The organism is Limnohabitans rimovensis (SeqCode), from assembly GCF_965234775.1.
In the GTDB taxonomy this organism is placed as follows: domain Bacteria; phylum Pseudomonadota; class Gammaproteobacteria; order Burkholderiales; family Burkholderiaceae_C; genus Limnohabitans; species Limnohabitans rimovensis.
On sequence record NZ_OZ248562.1, the window covers coordinates 962,208 to 977,748 of the forward strand.

Genomic DNA, 15,541 nt, shown 5'->3' on the forward strand with positions numbered 1-15,541 from the left:
GTGCGTAAAGGGGTGTGCGTGCTCAGGGCCGCACCGCCCCCCCAGTTTGGTTAGGCGCGGGTGCCATCAACACCGTGCGAAAGCCCAAATGGCTGGCAGCCAGGTTTTCTTCTTGCGGCTGGCGCGAGCCGGGCCGGTAACGCATGCAGTAATTGGGTGCGCACAAATACGACCCCCCTTTGATCACGCGCATGGGCACTTCACCCTTCATGCCCACAGGCATCAGCGATACCGCAGCATCCGGCGCGCGGGGTGTGTAGGCATCGGTGGTGAGCTCCCACACATTGCCCAGCATGTCAAACACGCCCAAGGCATTGGGGGGATAGCAAGCAACCGGGGCCAAACCAATGAAGCCATCGTCGCCCGAGTTGACCGCGGGAAACACACCCTGCCAGGTGTTGGCATGGCGCGGTGCCTCGTGCCCCACCATGGCCGCCTCGTTGGGGGCTTGGGCCGCGCGAGCCGCCCACTCCCACTGGGCTTCGCTGGGCAACTGGCGGCCTGCCCATTGGGCATAGGCTTGTGCATCTTCAAACGCCACGGCCACCACGGGGAATGCCCCCTTGCCGGCGATGTCGGTGCCAGGCCCGCCTGGGTGACGCCACTGGGCGCCCGCCACGAAACGCCACCAGTCACTGGGTGTGCCACCGTCACCGGGCCGCTGAGGTGGCGTGAACACCACCGCTCCAGCTTGCAGCAAAGCCGGGGGCAGGCCCGGGTACTGGCGAGGGTCCAAGGGCCGCTCGGCCACGGTGACGTGTCCAGTGGCTTTGACAAATGCCGCAAATTGATCGTTGCTGACCTCGGTGCGGTCGATCCAAAAACCACCCACGTCCACGGGTTGGGAGCGGCCTTCCTCGGGGTACACGCCATCGCCCAGGCGCAAACGCCCGGGCGGAACCCACACCATGCCGGGTGCAGGGGCCTGGGCCTGCTCGACGGGCAAAGGGCAACTCAAGGTGTCAGAACGGGCAGCAGGTATTGCCTGCGTGCGGTGGTCAAGCCACCACCAGGCGCCTGTGCCCGTCAGCGCCAAGACAGCCATCATCCAACTCAACCTGCGCCGCGTCAGCACAGCACGTTTCGCAAGCGCAAAAAAAGATGCCATGGTTTGAATCGGTGGGAAGGTCGGTTCAAGGCATCAATTGACCCAATAGGTGAACACATCACCCTCTTGGTGCGGTTGGTCCAAGGTCTTATCAATGAAGATGGGGCCTTCCAAAAAGGACGGCCACATGGGCGCGGGCATGTTGGCATGGTGTGCGGTCATCAAAGCCTTGAGCTCGGCCAATTTATCCGGACGCAGCAGTGCCAAATCTTTGCGCTCGGTAGGGTCGGTATTCAAATCGAACAACCAGTCTTTGGCCGGTCGGTGGACGCTGATCAACTTCCAACCTTGCGACTGCACAGCGCGGTGCGGCCCAGCACGCCAAAACAAGGGACGTTCAGGCTGGGTGGATCGCACAACTGGGGCCTTGGCATGGAGCGAAGCAGGCGTGGCAGATGCGCTGGGGCGAGCGACAAATGGCAACAGGTTGACACCGTCGAGGGTGCGATCGCTGGGCAAGGCAGCGCCTGCCGCTGCCAAAACCGTGGGCGTGATATCGATGTTGTGCACGGGTGTGGTGTAACGCTGCCCAGGCGAAATGCGCTGCGGCCACTGGGCCACAAAAGGCACCCGCAAGCCGCCTTCAAAAAAAGTCAGCTTCCAACCCCGGTAAGGTTTGTTGACTTGCGGCAGTCCAATGTAGGCCGGCGCGCCGTTGTCACTGGTGAACACCACCAAGGTGTTTTGGTCCAAGCCCTCTTCCCGCAAAGTTTGCATCACCCGCCCCACACTGCGGTCAACGGATCGGACCATGGCCGCGTAGACCCGCTGGCGATGGTCGCTGATGTGGGACAAGGCATCGTAATCGGCCTTGCTCGCTTGCAAAGGGGTGTGCACACCCCAGTGGGCAAGGTACATGAAAAAAGGCCTGTGCTTGTTGGTTCGAATGGCCTTGACAGCTTCTTCGCTGAAGTAATCGGTCAAGTACTGATTGGGCTCAAACCAGCGCCCACCGTTGTAGCTCACACCAAAGCGCATATTGGGCCAAAGAAAATTGTCCACCGGGTCAAAGTTTTGTTTGGAATTGACCACCCGCGGGTCATTTTGTGGCAGGTACAAGCCACTTTCCATGAACAAACTTTCGTCAAAGCCCTGGTTGTTGGGTCGCATCTCTGAGGTGCTGCCCAAATGCCATTTGCCAATGTGGATGTTGTGATAACCCTTTTGCTTGAGCATCTCGGCCAGCGTCAACTCTGAAGCGGGCATGCCCAATTCGTTGAAATCCTTGGCCTGGCGCGCCAACCCCTTGTCCAACAACATAGGCGGCTCAGGCGGATAAAGATTGCCCAATACAAAGCCCATGGCGCCGGGCAAAGGGGTGAACTCCAAACCAAAGCGCCAGGGATATCGCCCCGTCATCAAGGCCGCCCGAGAAACGGTGCAAATGGCGCTGCCCGCATAGCCGCGGTCAAAACTCACACCGGCTTGGCCCAAGCCATCAATGTGCGGGGTGGTCACCCCTTGTGGCCCTTGACCGCCACCATGGATACCGACATCGTTAATGCCCATGTCGTCGGCCAAGATGACGATGATGTTGGGCGGGCGTTGGTCAGGGGTCACATCAGATTGGAGGGGGCCAGGCTGCCAATCAATCGGGCGGTAAGGGTCTCGCGGGTGTTTCCAATCGGTGTGCCAGCCCAATGAGTGCTGCAAAACATAGATGCGGTTGTGATACAGCACGCCCAAGGCCAGCACCAAGGCCAGTCCCATCCACCACCAACGCACGCGCAATTTCATGAAGCAACACACCCAGACAAAATGGTCAATTTTCGAGCCCTAAAACCAGCATGTCTGAAGTTTGAGCTCAACATACAGAAGTGTACTGTGTGACGAGTTGCAACAATTGAAAACCGATGGATGATCGCCTCGCCGCCCCTATGCCGAGGCCGAGAGGGCTGCAGGCTTGGGCCGGCAGGCTTCGGTCTTGGCTGTCGCAGCGGTTACAGTTGTGTTTCTCATCCCAAATTTATAGGAGACCTTGATGACCAACCGTCTGCTGCTGTCAACCGCCCTCACCCTGGCCCTGTCCTCCACGGCCATGGCCCAAACCAAGTGGGACCTGCCCGCCGCCTACCCGGCGACCAATTTCCACACCGAAAACCTGGTCCAGTTTGCCAATGATGTGGACAAAGCCACTGGTGGCAAGCTCAAAATCACGGTGCACGCCAATGCCTCGCTGTTCAAGGCCAATGAAATCAAGCGCGCCGTGCAAGGCGGTCAAGCCCAAATTGGCGAGGTGCTGCTGGTCAACTTTGAAAATGAAAACGCCATGTACGGGGCCGATGGCATCCCGTTTTTGGCCACCAGTTATGCCGAATCCAAGCGCCTGTCAGACGCCCAAAAACCTTTCACCGACAAGTTACTGGCCGCCCAAGGCATGAAACTGCTGTATGCCGTGGCCTGGCCGCCGCAAGGCATTTATGTGAAAAAAGAAATCGCCTCAGTGGCCGACATGCGCGGTTTGAAGTGGCGCGCCTACAGCCCCGCCACCGGCAAGATCGCCGAGCTGATTGGCGCCCAACCCGTGACCATCCAGGCCGCTGAGCTGTCGCAGGCCTTGGCCACTGGGGTGGTCGAGAGCTATATGAGCTCGGGCTCGACCGGTTACGACACCAAGACCTATGAGAGCATCAAGTACTTCTACGACACCCAGGCTTGGTTGCCCAAAAACGCCATCATCGTCAACCGCAAAGCCTTTGACGCCTTGGATGCCGCTACCCAAGCCGCGCTGACCAAGGCCGCTGCCGACGCCGAGGTCCGTGGATGGAAGGTGAGCGAGGAAAAGAACGACTGGTACAAAAAGGCCCTGACCGAAAAAGGCATGAAGATCATGACCCCATCGCCCAAGCTGATGGGAGATTTGAAACAAGTGGGCGCCATCATGCTGGCCGATTGGCAAAAGCGCGCTGGACCTGACGGCGAGGCCTTGGTGGCCGCTTATTTGAAGTCTGCCCCCAAAGCCGCACCGGCGAAGAAGTAAATGTGGCGCCGCGGGCTGGACCGCCTGTACCTGGCCGCAGGCGCCCTGGGCGCCTTTTTCATCTTGGTGATCGCCGTCTTGATGGTCGGCCAAAGCCTGTTGCGCGAGATGGGGGTGCGCACCGGCGCGGTCAATGACGTAGTGGCCTGGTGTTGCGCAGCAGCGGCGTTTTTGACCATGGCCCACGCCTTCAAACACGGCGACTTTGTGCGCGTGACCCTGTTGCTCGATCATGTCGCCCCCAGCCAGCGCCGGCGCATGGAAATCTCTGCCTTGAGCGTGGGTGTGGTCGCCACCGGTTACCTGGCCTGGTCGGCTTGCTTGTTCACCCATGAAAGCTGGGTGTTCAATGACATCGCCCAAGGCATGCTGCCCATGCCGCTGTGGATACCGCAGCTGAGCTTTGCTTTTGGCTCGGTGCTGTTGTGGGTGGCCTTGCTGGATGAATGGTGGCTGGTGTGGCGCGGTGCCGTGCCCACCTATGTGCGCGAGGTGCAAGCGCGCCACGCGCGTGGCGACTTTTCCGCCGAGGTCTGAACGTGGACATCTTGCTGGTTGGCGGCTTGCTGCTGTTCATCATGTTGCTGCTGCTCAGCGGCGGCGTGTGGATCGCCATGACCTTGGCCATTTGCGGTTGGGTCGGTCAAGCGTTTTTCACCAGCACCCAACCGGGCAAAAACCTGTTTTCGGCATTTTGGGAAAGCAATGCCAGCTGGGAGCTGGCCGCCCTGCCCTTATTCATATGGATGGGCGAAATTTTGTTTCGCACCAAGCTCAGCGAAGAGATGTTCGAAGGCCTGCGTCCCTGGCTCAACCGCGTGCCCGGTCGGTTGATGCACACCACCATTTTGGGTTGTGGGATTTTTGGCTCGGTCTCGGGCTCGTCGGCCGCCACCTGCGCGACCATCAGCAAAGTGGCCTTGCCCGAATTGATGCGCCGGGGTTACGACGAAAAGCTGGCCTTGGGTTCCCTGGCCACCGCGGGCACGCTGGGTATTTTGATCCCACCCTCCATCACCATGGTGGTGTATGCGGTGGCGGCCGATGCGTCCATCATCCGCATCTTTTTGGCAGGCTTTGCACCGGGCTTGTTGCTGATGGCCTTGTTCAGTGGCTACATCGCTTGGTGGAGTTGGCGCCACCCCGACAAAGTGCCCCCCCCCGACCCGCCCACCACCTTGATGGAAAAGATCCGTTTGTCGGGCAACCTCATTCCGTGCGGCGCGCTGATCGTGTTCATTTGTTGGGTGCTGATCGCGGGCTATGCCACGGCCACCGAATGCGCAGCCTACGGCGTGGTGGGCGCATTGGCCTTGGCCGCGTGGAGCCGCAGCCTGACCTGGACCAACTTCAAAGAGGGCTTGATGGGCACAGCCCGATCGAGCTGCATGATCATGTTCATCTTGGCCGGTGCGGCCTTTTTGACCAAGACCATGGCCTTCACCGGCATCCCCCGCGAGCTGGCCGAATGGGTCAACGCGATGCAACTCTCCCCCTTGGCCTTGATCGCGGTGCTCACCGTGATCTATTTGATTTTGGGCACCGCCTTGGACGGGATCAGCATGATTGTGCTCACCAGCGCTGTGGTGCTGCCCATGATCCAAAAGGCTGGTTTTGATTTGATTTGGTTTGGCATCTTCATTGTGCTGCTGGTCGAGATCGCCGAGGTCACGCCGCCCGTGGGCTTTAATCTGTTTGTGCTGCAAAACATGACCGGCAAAGACAGCAACACCATTGCGCGCGCCGCCATCCCCTTCTTTTTGTGCCTGGTGGTGTGCATTGTGTTGGTCACCTTGTTCCCCAGCATCGTCACCTTTTTGCCCGACCTGGTGATGGGCGAAAACAAATGAGCCTGGCGGTGTTGGCGATTTGCCTGGGCGCGTGTGTGGGCGCTTTGGCGCGTTGGCAATTGGGCCTGTGGCTCAACACCGGTGCCGCCATTCCCTGGGGCACCTTGGCCGCCAACCTGATCGGCGGCTATTTGGTGGGCGTGTGCGTGGCCTTGTTCGACCATCTGCCCGAACTGGACCCAGCCTGGCGCTTGGCACTGGTCACCGGGTTTTTAGGGGCACTGACCACGTTTTCCAGCTTTTCAGCCGAGGTGGTGGCCATGCTAATGCAATCGCGCTACGCCATGGCCCTGGGCACAGCGGCCATGCATTTGCTGGGCTCGCTGGCCTTGACGGTGGCGGGCATATGGTCGTTTCAAGCCTGGGTCGCGCGCGCCTGAAACGCCCTCCTTCAGCGTTTCGCGCTGGGAAAAAACAGTTGCTCGCCGCCAATTTTGTAGGCCGCGATGTGTGCCTGGCCAGCCGGTGAGGTGACCCAATCGATGAAGCGCTGCGCTTCTTTCACCTTGACATGCGGGTGCTTGGCCGGGTTGACCGCGATCACCCCATAGGGGTTGAACAAGCGCTCATCGCCTTGCACCAACACCGCCAGGTCGGCGCGGTTTTTAAAGCTCAGCCAGGTGCCCCGATCGGCCAGCACATAAGCCCCCATCGAGGCGGCCATGTTCAGTGCCGGCCCCATGCCGCAACCGCAGGCCTTGTAGCCCGCGCCCATGTGGCTGGTGCCCGCCATGGCCCAGTAGCGCAACTCGGCCGCATGGGTGCCGCTCTTGTCGCCGCGGGACACAAACGCCGCTTGGGTTTGGGCGATTTTTTGCAAGGCCTGCGCGATGTCTTTGCCGCGCACCTGGGCGGGGTCGTTGCCGGGGCCTATCAGCACAAAGTCGTTGTACATCACCGGCCAGCGTTGCAGGCCAAAGCCATCGGCCACCAGTTTTTCTTCGGCCACCGGGTCGTGCACAAACAGCACATCGGCGTCGCCGCGTCGCCCCATGTCCAGCGCTTGGCCCGTGCCCAAGGCCACCACTTTCACGTCCAAGCCGCTGGCGGCCTTGAAGGCCGGCAGCAAATGACCGAACAAACCCGATTGCTCGGTCGATGTGGTGGAGGCCATGACCAAGGTGGTTTGCGCTCGGGCCACCCCCTGGCTCAGCGCCAGGCACAAGCCCAGCAAGGCAGCAGGCCAAACACGGCGCAAGGCGCCAGCATCACAATGGACCGTCATCTCAGTTCCCCTTTTAAAAACAAATCCGCTTGCGGGTGGGTTTGCGACAAATCGCTGTTGAAAAACGCACCCACCGGCAAGTCGGCCAAGATGCGCCCGCGCTCGAGGTAAATCACCCGGCTGGCCAAACGTTTGACCTGGCCCAGGTTGTGGCTGCTGAACAAACAACTCACCGGCGCGCCCACGGCCTGACCCGCGTCGCCGAGAAATTGGGCCCACAGCTGTTCCACATCGCGCTTGGCGCTGGGGTCCAGGCTGGCGGTGGGCTCATCGAGCAGCAGCAAACGCGGTTGCATGGCCCAGGCACGGGCCAAGGCCACGCGCTGCTGTTGCCCCCCCGACAAGGTGCTGGCCCATTGGGTGGCGGCCTCTTGCAGGCCCACATGTTGCAAAGCTTCATCTGCCAAGGCACAAGCCTCGCGCCAGCGCCGCCCAGCCAACCACGGCCCCAGGGCCACATGGGCGCGCACCGGCATGCGCAGCATGTGTGGGCGCTGAAACACCATCGCCTGCGCGGCATGGGGGTCGCGCCAACACGCGCCTTCTTGCGCGGCCAACAAGCCATGGCACAAGCGCAGCAGGGTGCTTTTGCCACTGCCATTGGCACCCACCAGCGCAATGCGCTCACCGTGCGCCATGTGCAAATCCACACCGCGCAGCGCCCAGTGCCCACCGAGCATGCAGCCGACATGGTTCAAGCGCAACAAGGTGTTCATGCCAGCCCCAAAGCGCTGGAGCGCCCGCTGCCACGGCGCAACACAGCCATGGCGCTGTGCAACAACAAGACAACGGCCAACAGCACCATGCCCAGCGCCAAAGCCAAGGGCAAGTCGCCCTTGCTGGTTTCCAAGGCAATGGCGGTGGTCATCACCCGGGTGAAGCCGTCGATGTTGCCGCCCACCACCATCACTGCGCCGACCTCGGCAATGGCACGGCTGAAGCAGGCAATCACCACGGTGAGCAAAGCCCAGCGCTCATCCCAAGCCAAGAGAAAACTGCGCATCCAAGCGGATGCCCCCAGCGACTGCAATTGCTCGCCATGATCGCGCTCGGCGTCGTGCACCACTTGGCGCGTCAAGGCCATGGCCACGGGCAGCACCAACACCGTTTGCGCCAGCACCATGGCCTGAAAACTGAACAACCAACCCAAAAAACCCAATGGGCCCGAGCGCGACAGCAACAGGTACAGCACCAAGCCCACCACCACCGAGGGCAAGGCCAGCGCGGTGTTGAGCAAGGCCAACACCCCCGCTTGGCCGCGAAAACGCGCCACCCCCAGCCAAGCCCCCAGCGGCAAACCGATGGCGCAGGCCAAAGCGCAAGCGCTCATGCTGACCGCCAGCGAGCGCAGCACCACCGCCCACAACAAAGGGTCGGCGCTGAAAATCAATTGGAGAGCCAGGTCGATGGCTTGGGTCAGGCTGTGCATGGCAAGGGCGCTATCCTAGGCAGCTGTGAATAACCTCGCCATATGAACCGCCGTGCATAGCGTTCACCTGCAATACACCTTGTCGCGCCTGACGCGCAGCGATAGGGTGACCCACCCCTTGATGGACCTGCTGCAAGCCGTGGCCGAGCATGGCTCGATCAGCGCTGCAGCCCGCGCCATGGGCTTGTCCTACCGCCATGTGTGGGGCGAACTCAAGCGTTGGGAGCAAGAACTCGGGCAGGACCTGATCGTGTGGGAAAAAGGTCAATCGGCCCGCCTGAGCCCATTTGGTACCAAACTGATGTGGGCCGAACACCAAGCCCAGGCGCGTTTATCGCCCCAGATCCAGGCCTTGCGCGCCGAGTTGGAGCGCAGCTTTGCCGTGGCCTTTGACCCGCAAGCCCATGTGCTCACCCTGTACGCCAGCCACGACCACGCACTGACCCGCTTGCAAGACCTCAGCGCTGCCCAAGGCCTGCACCTGGATGTGCGCTTTTGCGGCAGTGTGGACGCCATCCGCGCCTTGAACGAAGGCCGCTGCGTGATGGCCGGTTTTCACACCCGCGATCAGCCCGAAAGCGGGGGCATCACCGCGTCCCATTACCGGCCCTTGCTCAAACCGGGTTTGCACAAGGTGATGGGCTTTGCCCAACGCCAAATGGGCTTGATGGTGGCACCCGGCAACCCGATGCAATTGCACAACTTGGCCGATGTCGTCAAATCCCAAGCCCGCTTTGCCCGCCGCGCCCAAGGCACCGGCACCGAGGTGCTGCTGCAAGAGTTGCTGGCCGAGCAGGGCCTGTCGGTGCCGCAATTGAACAGCTTGCCGTTTGAAGAGCCCTCGCACAGTGCTGTGGCGGCCACGGTGGCTGCGGGCCAAGCCGATGTGGGCCTGGGCCTGGCCTGGGCCGCCCAACAGCGCGGCCTGGGTTTTGTGCCACTGGCCCAAGAGCATTACCGCTTGGTGTGCCTCAAATCGGCGCTGGACAGCCCCGCTGTGCTGGCCCTGCGCCAGTTTTTGGCCACGCCGGAGTGGCGACAACACCTGGCGTCTTGGGTGGGCTATGCCGACGACCAAGGAGGCCAAGTGCAGTCTTTGCGGTCTTTGTTTCCCTGGTGGAAGTTGGGGCCACGGCGCAAGGCTTGAAGGCCTTTGGCCAAGCTGCCAAATAGCCAGGTCAAACAGGTCGCCACACGCTGAGCGCTGGGTCAATTGCCCAACGGGTTCGCCCCCCGCACGGCCAATTGGTAAAAGCGCTGCAGCACACGCCGGTCGGCGGCATGGAACACATACCAACCGGTCACACCCAAACGCACCACCAGGCGCGGGGCAATGAGCCAGGACATATAGGGCACGTAGATGAGTTTGAGTTGCGAGATCTCGGCAATCGCCACGCGTTTGCGCCACATCCAGGTTTGCTCGATGTGGGTGTCGTCAATCCGCACCCGGCTCCAGCAGATGTAGCCCAAGCACGCCAGCACCACCACCAAGGTGGCGGCCATGAATCCCAGCGATTGCCAACCCAGCGACAGCCAACCGTCCTCTGGCCACAAGCGCACCACGTACACCGCAATGCCGCCCACCAACAACACCGACAAGGCTTTGATGGTCGGGGTGAAGGCCGTTCCCTCCACGCAGGGAGCACTGGGGGGCACAGCGCCCTCCCCCATGCCGACTTCGGGCGTGATCTCGGTGCTCAAGCCCGCGCTCAGTTCTTGGGCTCGTCGGGTTTTTTCTGTTCCAAGATGTCGGTGATGCGGTCGTTGTCGTTGGTGTTGGCCAACTCATCGACCGGCATCTCGATTTGCACCTTGTCCAGATCCACTTTGACTTCCTTGTCCAAAAAGGTGGTCACAGTTTCGGGGACAAAAATCACCACCACCACCAACAGAAGTTGCAAGATCACCCAGGGAATGGCACCCAAGTAGATATCGCGCGACTCGACCTTTTTCGGAATGTCGCCTGATTTGAACAAGGTGTCTGAGATGCCGCGCAGGTAAAACAGGGCAAAGCCAAACGGCGGGTGCATGAAGCTGGTTTGCATGTTCACGCACAGCAGCACGCCAAACCAAATTTGGTCGATGCCCATCTTGGCCGCGACGGGACCGAGCATGGGCAGGATGATGAAGGCGATCTCAAAGAAGTCGAGGAAAAAGGCCAAGAAGAAAATGAAAATGTTGACGACGATCAAAAAGCCCACCTGCCCGCCGGGCAAGTCGCTGAGCATGTGCTCGATCCATTTGCCGCCGTCCACGCCTTGGAACACCAGCGAGAACACGCGCGAGCCAATCAGGATGAACACCACCATGGCGGTGATGCGCATGGTCCCGCCCATGGCGTCTTTGATCAACGGCCAGTTCAATCGACCGTGGATGGCGGCCAAAATAAAGGCGCCGACGGCCCCCATGGCACCGGCTTCGGTGGGCGTGGCAATCGCCACATTGATGCCGGGCAAGCCCCCCATGCTGCCCAGCACGGTGAAGATCAAAATGGCCGACGGAATGATGCCGCGCAAGCACTTTTTCCACAGCGCCCAGCCCTGCAAGGTGCGCGCATCGCGCGGCACACCCGGCACATGGTGCGGGTAAATGCGGCCGAGGATGAAGGTGTAAATCGCAAAAAACAAAATTTGCAAGATGGACGGGCCCCAGGCGCCTTTGTACATGTCGCCCACCGATTGGCCCAACTGATCGGCCATCACCACCAGCACCAAAGAGGGTGGCACCAACTGGGTGATGGTGCCCGATGCGGCCAACACGCCAGTGGCGTATTTCATGTCGTAGCCGTAGCGGATCATCACCGGCAGCGAGATCATGGCCATGGCAATCACCTGCCCAGCCACCGTGCCCGTGATGGCGCCCAAAATAAAGCCCACGATGATGACCGAATAACCCAAACCACCGCGCATCGGGCCAAACAACTGGCCCATGGAATCGAGCATGTCCTCGGCCAGGCCGCACTTCTCCAGCAGCGCGCCCATCAAGGTGAAAAAGGGAATGGCCAGCAACAGTTCGTTGGACAAAATGCCAAACACATTGAGCGGCAAATTGCCCAAAAAGTTGGCCGGGAACCAACCCATGTCGATGGCGTACAGGCCAGAGAACAAGCCCAACGCGGCCAAAGAAAACGCGACCGGAAAGCCGATCAGCATCACCAAAATCAGCCCCAGAAACATCAGGGGCGCAAATTGTTCGACGGTCATTGCAGGGGCCTCTCGTAAACCAAGCTCATTTCATATTGGCCACTGAGCCAACCCACGCGTTTGATGATTTCCGACAAACCTTGCAAAAACACCATCGAAAAACCCAGGGGCAGCATCAACATGGCGGGCCAGCGGATCAGGCCACCAGCGTTGGACGACATCTCGCCACTGTTGAACATTTGCAAAAACAAGGGGAAAGACAGGTAAATCATCAGCCCCATCACCGGCAGCAAAAAGCATGTCAAACCAAACAAGTCCACCATGACTTTGATGCGGGCCGACAACTGGCCGTAAATCACATCCACCCGCACATGCTCGTTGACGCGCAGCACCATGGACGCACCCAGCATCACAGCACCGGCAAACAAATACCACTGGATTTCCAACCACGCGTTGGAGCTCAGGCTAAAACCAAAGCGCAGCACCGCATTGGCGCAACTGATGAAGCACGAGAACAACACGGCCCAATTGGCCAAAGTGCCAAACCGGTTGTTGACCGCGTCAATGAACTCGGCCAGAGAGAGTAAAGGTTTCATGGGAAATCGCTATCCAAAGAAAACCCCCAGACAGTCCGCAGGCTGCAAGGGGGTACAACACAGACCTGCTGGCCCAAGTGGGCCAGACAGGGTCAGATCACAGATCTTTCAAGCGCGACTGCATGTAGTTGTCAAAACGCGCATCGGCCACGCGGAACCAGTTGTTGGACTCTTTGCGGAAGGACGCGTAGTCGTCGTAAACCTTTTTCCAGTTCGGGTTCTTGGCCGAGACTTCGCTGTACAGGGCCATGGACTCTTTGAAGGCTGCGTCCATCAGGTCTTTGGAGAAGGGGAAGAGCTTGGCACCACCGGCCACCAACTGCTTGAGCGCCGCCGCATTGCGGGCGTCGTAGCGGGCTTGCATGTCGGTGTGGGCATAGGCCGCCGCATTGGCGATGATGGCCTTGTACTCGGGCGACAAGCTGTCGAAAGCCTTGGAATTGATGTGCAAGTCCAACTGGGGACCGCCCTCCCACCAACCCGGGTAGGCGTAGTTTTTGGCCACTTTGTAAAAGCCCAGCTTCAGGTCGTCATACGGGCCCACCCACTCGGCGGCATCAATGGTGCCTTTTTCCAGGGCTTGGTAAATTTCGCCACCAGGAATGTTTTGGGGCACGCCACCAATGCGCTCAACCACTTTACCGGCGAAGCCGCCAATGCGGAATTTGGTACCTTTGAAGTCTTTGAGGGATTTGATTTCCTTGCGGAACCAACCACCCATTTGGGTGCCGGTGTTGCCCATGGGGAAGTTGACGATGTTGTAGTTGCGATAGAAGTCGCGCATCAACTTCATGCCATTGCCTTCGTACATCCAGGCGGTCATTTGGCGGCTGTTCAAACCAAAGGGAATGGCACAACCCAGGGCAAAGGTTTCGTCCTTGCCAAAGTAGTAATAAGGCGCGGTGTTGGACATTTCAACCGTGCCGTCCTTGGTGGCGTCCACGGTGCCGAAAGCGGGCACGATTTCGCCAGCGGCGTGGGTGGTGATCTCAAACTTGCCACCGGTCATCTCTTTGACCTTGGCTGCAAACACGTCATTGACGCCGAACAAAGTGTCCAAGGCTTTGGGGAAGCTTGAGGTCAGGCGCCAACGCAAAGCTGCTTGGGCGCGCACAGCGGGCGCGACGCCAGCTGCCAGGATGCTGGCAATGCCTGCGTTTTTAATGACGGAACGACGATCCATGTTGTTGTCTCCAGGAAGTGAATGTCAAAGGGATAAGCGAAAGGGTGAATTGTAGGCAGTCACATGCAGGACACCTGTTACGGGTTTTCCCTAAATTTGTCCGAATGCAAAAAAACTCACAAGGTTTGAAATCTGCTCAACCCACCAGCTTGAGGGGGGCCGTTGCAGGTGCCACCCAAGCGGCAAAGCGTTGGCGCACACTGGCTTCGATGCCCGGCGCATCCAGGCCCTGCTGGGCCAGCAGTTTGGCCGGGTCGCCTTGCTCGGTGAAAAAGTCGCCCAAGCCCAGGGCCAGCACCGGCTTGGTCATGCCAGCGTGGTTCAGCGCCTCCATCACCGCCGAGCCCGCGCCGCCCATGGTGCAGCCTTCTTCGACCGTGACCAAGGCCTCGTGGGTGCGGGCCAATTCGAGCAACAACTCGGTGTCCAAGGGCTTGGCCCAGCGCATATTGGCCACGCTGGCATTGAGCGCCTCACCCGCTTGCAAAGCCGGGTACAGCAAGGTACCAAACGCCAAAATCGCCACGCCCTTGCCGTGGCGTCGCAACTCGCCTTTGCCAAAGGGCAATGGGCTCAAGCCTGGGTCCACGGCCACGCCCACGCCCGCCCCTCGCGGGTAGCGCACGGCCACCGTGTGGTCTTGTTGGTGGGCGGTGGTGAGCAATTGGCGGCATTCGTTCTCATCCGCCGGGCACGCCACACTGACATTCGGGATGCAGCGCAAAAACGCGATGTCATAGGCCCCGGCGTGGGTGGCGCCGTCGGCACCCACCAAGCCCGCGCGGTCCAGCGCCAGCACCATGGGCAGCTTTTGCAAGGCCACATCATGGATCAGCTGGTCGTAGGCGCGCTGCAAAAAGGTGGAGTAAATGGCCACCACCGGGCGCAGGCCCTCGCAGGCCATGCCAGCAGCAAAGGTGAGTGCGTGTTGCTCGGCAATGCCGACATCATGGTAGCGCTCGGGAAAGCGGCGGTGAAACTCCACCATGCCCGAGCCTTCGCGCATGGCCGGGGTGATGGCCACCAGCTTGGGGTCTTGCGCGGCCATGTCACACAGCCATTGGCCAAACACCTGGGTGAAGGTGGTTTTGGGGGCCACGCTGGGTGGCGTCAAACCCACCTTGGGGTCGAATTTGCCCGGGCCGTGGTAGGCAATGGGGTCGCGCTCGGCCAGGTCATAGCCTTGGCCTTTGCGCGTGACCACATGCAAAAACTGGGGCCCAGGCAGGTTACGCAGGTTTTCCAGCGTGGGGATCAAGGCGTCCAAATCGTGCCCGTCAATCGGGCCGATGTAATTGAAGCCAAACTTTTCGAACAAAGTGGTGGGGGTGACGATGTGCTTGGCCTGCTCTTCAAAGCGGCGAGCGAGTTCAAACAAAGGTGTGGGCGCGCCTTTGAGCACTTGCTTGCCCAGGTCCTTGGCAGCGGCATAAAAACGCCCGCTCATGAGTTGCGCCAAATAGCGGTTGAGCGCGCCCACCGGTGGGCTGATGGACATGTCGTTGTCGTTCAAGATGACCAACACATTCGCCCCGGCCACCCCAGCGTTGTTGAGCGCCTCGAACGCCATGCCAGCGGTCATGGCGCCGTCGCCAATGATGGCCACCGCATGCCGCTTGTCGCCTTTTTGCTGCGCCGCCATGGCCATGCCCAACGCGGCTGAAATGCTGGTTGACGAGTGGGCCGTGCCAAAGGCGTCGTACTCGCTTTCGCTGCGGCGCGGAAAGCCGCTGATGCCGCCCAATTGGCGCAGGCTGGCCATGCGATCGCGCCGCCCGGTCAGAATTTTGTGCGGATAGGTCTGGTGGCCCACGTCCCACACCAAGCGGTCGTGCGGCGTGTTGAACACATAGTGCAGGGCCACGGTCAACTCCACCGTGCCCAGGTTGGAGCTCAAATGGCCGCCGGTTTTGGCCACACTGTCGAGCACAAAGGCGCGCAACTCATTGGCCAGGGTGGGCAAAGCCGAGCGCGACAAGCGCCGCACATCGGCAGGGGAGTCAATGGTTTCAAGCAAAGTAGGCATG

General features: G+C 60.4%; 15 protein-coding genes. 5 read left to right on the forward strand and 10 right to left on the reverse strand.

The features are described from left to right. Positions 1-22: 22 nt before the first annotated feature. Together AC8GFZ_RS04570 and AC8GFZ_RS04575 are read right to left on the reverse strand one after the other, a co-directional pair. A complete protein-coding gene (locus AC8GFZ_RS04570; RefSeq protein ID WP_506642784.1) occupies positions 23-1,045 on the reverse strand; it encodes an SUMF1/EgtB/PvdO family nonheme iron enzyme in 1,023 nt (340 codons plus the stop codon). A gap of 96 nt (positions 1,046-1,141) precedes the next feature. After that, positions 1,142-2,845: a sulfatase-like hydrolase/transferase gene (locus tag AC8GFZ_RS04575; protein ID WP_506642786.1), complete on the reverse strand. Its 1,704-nt coding sequence runs from the start codon at positions 2,843-2,845 to the stop codon at positions 1,142-1,144. Between the two features lie 244 nt (positions 2,846-3,089). On the opposite strand from AC8GFZ_RS04575, the gene AC8GFZ_RS04580 reads away from it, so the two are divergent. The 4 genes from AC8GFZ_RS04580 to crcB are packed head-to-tail and all read left to right on the forward strand — an operon-like array spanning position 3,090 to position 6,318. Continuing rightward, entirely contained in the window at positions 3,090-4,088 is a 999-nt protein-coding gene (locus tag AC8GFZ_RS04580) for a TRAP transporter substrate-binding protein (protein ID WP_506642788.1), read from the forward strand. Then, on the forward strand, positions 4,089-4,625 hold the full coding sequence (locus tag AC8GFZ_RS04585; protein WP_506642789.1) for a TRAP transporter small permease: 537 nt from the start codon (positions 4,089-4,091) through the stop codon (positions 4,623-4,625). A 2-nt stretch (positions 4,626-4,627) separates the two neighbouring features. Then, positions 4,628-5,938, forward strand: coding sequence for a TRAP transporter large permease (locus AC8GFZ_RS04590; protein ID WP_506642791.1), 1,311 nt, complete (start codon positions 4,628-4,630; stop codon positions 5,936-5,938). Further along, on the forward strand, positions 5,935-6,318 hold the full coding sequence (gene crcB, locus AC8GFZ_RS04595) for a fluoride efflux transporter CrcB (protein ID WP_506642793.1): 384 nt from the start codon (positions 5,935-5,937) through the stop codon (positions 6,316-6,318). Before AC8GFZ_RS04590 ends, crcB begins: the two co-directional genes overlap by 4 nt. 11 nt (positions 6,319-6,329) lie before the next feature. Here crcB and AC8GFZ_RS04600 read toward each other — a convergent pair whose 3' ends face one another. Genes AC8GFZ_RS04600 through AC8GFZ_RS04610 form a run of 3 tightly spaced genes read right to left on the reverse strand, consistent with a single transcriptional unit; the run spans position 6,330 to position 8,592 of the window. Beyond that, positions 6,330-7,163, reverse strand: a complete 834-nt coding sequence (locus AC8GFZ_RS04600) for an ABC transporter substrate-binding protein (protein WP_506642795.1) — start codon at positions 7,161-7,163, stop codon at positions 6,330-6,332. Further along, positions 7,160-7,879 carry an ATP-binding cassette domain-containing protein gene (locus AC8GFZ_RS04605; RefSeq protein ID WP_506642797.1) on the reverse strand — a complete coding sequence of 240 codons (720 nt, stop codon included), beginning with the start codon at positions 7,877-7,879 and terminating at the stop codon, positions 7,160-7,162. Before AC8GFZ_RS04605 ends, AC8GFZ_RS04600 begins: the two co-directional genes overlap by 4 nt. Then, positions 7,876-8,592 carry an ABC transporter permease gene (locus AC8GFZ_RS04610; RefSeq protein WP_506642799.1) on the reverse strand — a complete coding sequence of 239 codons (717 nt, stop codon included), beginning with the start codon at positions 8,590-8,592 and terminating at the stop codon, positions 7,876-7,878. The genes AC8GFZ_RS04605 and AC8GFZ_RS04610 overlap by 4 nt, the downstream gene beginning before the upstream one ends. A 52-nt stretch (positions 8,593-8,644) precedes the next feature. On the opposite strand from AC8GFZ_RS04610, the gene AC8GFZ_RS04615 reads away from it, so the two are divergent. Further along, on the forward strand, positions 8,645-9,739 hold the full coding sequence (locus tag AC8GFZ_RS04615) for a substrate-binding domain-containing protein (RefSeq protein WP_506642801.1): 1,095 nt from the start codon (positions 8,645-8,647) through the stop codon (positions 9,737-9,739). 62 nt (positions 9,740-9,801) lie between these two features. On the opposite strand, the gene AC8GFZ_RS04620 is transcribed toward AC8GFZ_RS04615, so the two are convergent. From AC8GFZ_RS04620 to dxs, 5 genes are all read right to left on the reverse strand, one after another. Continuing rightward, complete coding sequence (locus AC8GFZ_RS04620; RefSeq protein WP_506642803.1) at positions 9,802-10,293, reverse strand: hypothetical protein; 492 nt, start codon at positions 10,291-10,293, stop codon at positions 9,802-9,804. Between the two features lie 8 nt (positions 10,294-10,301). Next, on the reverse strand, positions 10,302-11,795 hold the full coding sequence (locus AC8GFZ_RS04625) for a TRAP transporter large permease (RefSeq protein ID WP_506642805.1): 1,494 nt from the start codon (positions 11,793-11,795) through the stop codon (positions 10,302-10,304). Next, positions 11,792-12,331, reverse strand: coding sequence for a TRAP transporter small permease subunit (locus AC8GFZ_RS04630; RefSeq protein ID WP_506642807.1), 540 nt, complete (start codon positions 12,329-12,331; stop codon positions 11,792-11,794). The genes AC8GFZ_RS04625 and AC8GFZ_RS04630 overlap by 4 nt, the downstream gene beginning before the upstream one ends. Before the next feature lie 97 nt (positions 12,332-12,428). Then, positions 12,429-13,514 carry a TRAP transporter substrate-binding protein gene (locus AC8GFZ_RS04635; protein ID WP_506642809.1) on the reverse strand — a complete coding sequence of 362 codons (1,086 nt, stop codon included), beginning with the start codon at positions 13,512-13,514 and terminating at the stop codon, positions 12,429-12,431. A 136-nt stretch (positions 13,515-13,650) separates the two neighbouring features. After that, positions 13,651-15,540 (reverse strand): 1-deoxy-D-xylulose-5-phosphate synthase, encoded by a 1,890-nt coding sequence (gene dxs, locus AC8GFZ_RS04640; RefSeq protein WP_506642811.1) that lies wholly within the window; start codon positions 15,538-15,540, stop codon positions 13,651-13,653. Position 15,541: the final 1 nt, after the last annotated feature.

Excerpts from the sequence above, each read along its gene's own strand:
- AC8GFZ_RS04630 (WP_506642807.1), bottom strand. The coding sequence starts at position 12,331 with ATGAAACCTTTACTCTCTCTGGCCGAGTTCATTGACGCGGTCAACAAC.
- AC8GFZ_RS04600 (WP_506642795.1), bottom strand. The coding sequence starts at position 7,163 with ATGACGGTCCATTGTGATGCTGGCGCCTTGCGCCGTGTTTGGCCTGCT.
- AC8GFZ_RS04570 (WP_506642784.1), bottom strand. The coding sequence starts at position 1,045 with ATGGCTGTCTTGGCGCTGACGGGCACAGGCGCCTGGTGGTGGCTTGAC.
- crcB (WP_506642793.1), top strand. The coding sequence starts at position 5,935 with ATGAGCCTGGCGGTGTTGGCGATTTGCCTGGGCGCGTGTGTGGGCGCT.
- AC8GFZ_RS04635 (WP_506642809.1), bottom strand. The coding sequence starts at position 13,514 with ATGGATCGTCGTTCCGTCATTAAAAACGCAGGCATTGCCAGCATCCTG.
- AC8GFZ_RS04580 (WP_506642788.1), top strand. The coding sequence starts at position 3,090 with ATGACCAACCGTCTGCTGCTGTCAACCGCCCTCACCCTGGCCCTGTCC.
- dxs (WP_506642811.1), bottom strand. The coding sequence starts at position 15,540 with ATGCCTACTTTGCTTGAAACCATTGACTCCCCTGCCGATGTGCGGCGC.
- AC8GFZ_RS04585 (WP_506642789.1), top strand. The coding sequence starts at position 4,089 with ATGTGGCGCCGCGGGCTGGACCGCCTGTACCTGGCCGCAGGCGCCCTG.
- AC8GFZ_RS04575 (WP_506642786.1), bottom strand. The coding sequence starts at position 2,845 with ATGAAATTGCGCGTGCGTTGGTGGTGGATGGGACTGGCCTTGGTGCTG.
- AC8GFZ_RS04605 (WP_506642797.1), bottom strand. The coding sequence starts at position 7,879 with ATGAACACCTTGTTGCGCTTGAACCATGTCGGCTGCATGCTCGGTGGG.
- AC8GFZ_RS04610 (WP_506642799.1), bottom strand. The coding sequence starts at position 8,592 with ATGCACAGCCTGACCCAAGCCATCGACCTGGCTCTCCAATTGATTTTC.
- AC8GFZ_RS04625 (WP_506642805.1), bottom strand. The coding sequence starts at position 11,795 with ATGACCGTCGAACAATTTGCGCCCCTGATGTTTCTGGGGCTGATTTTG.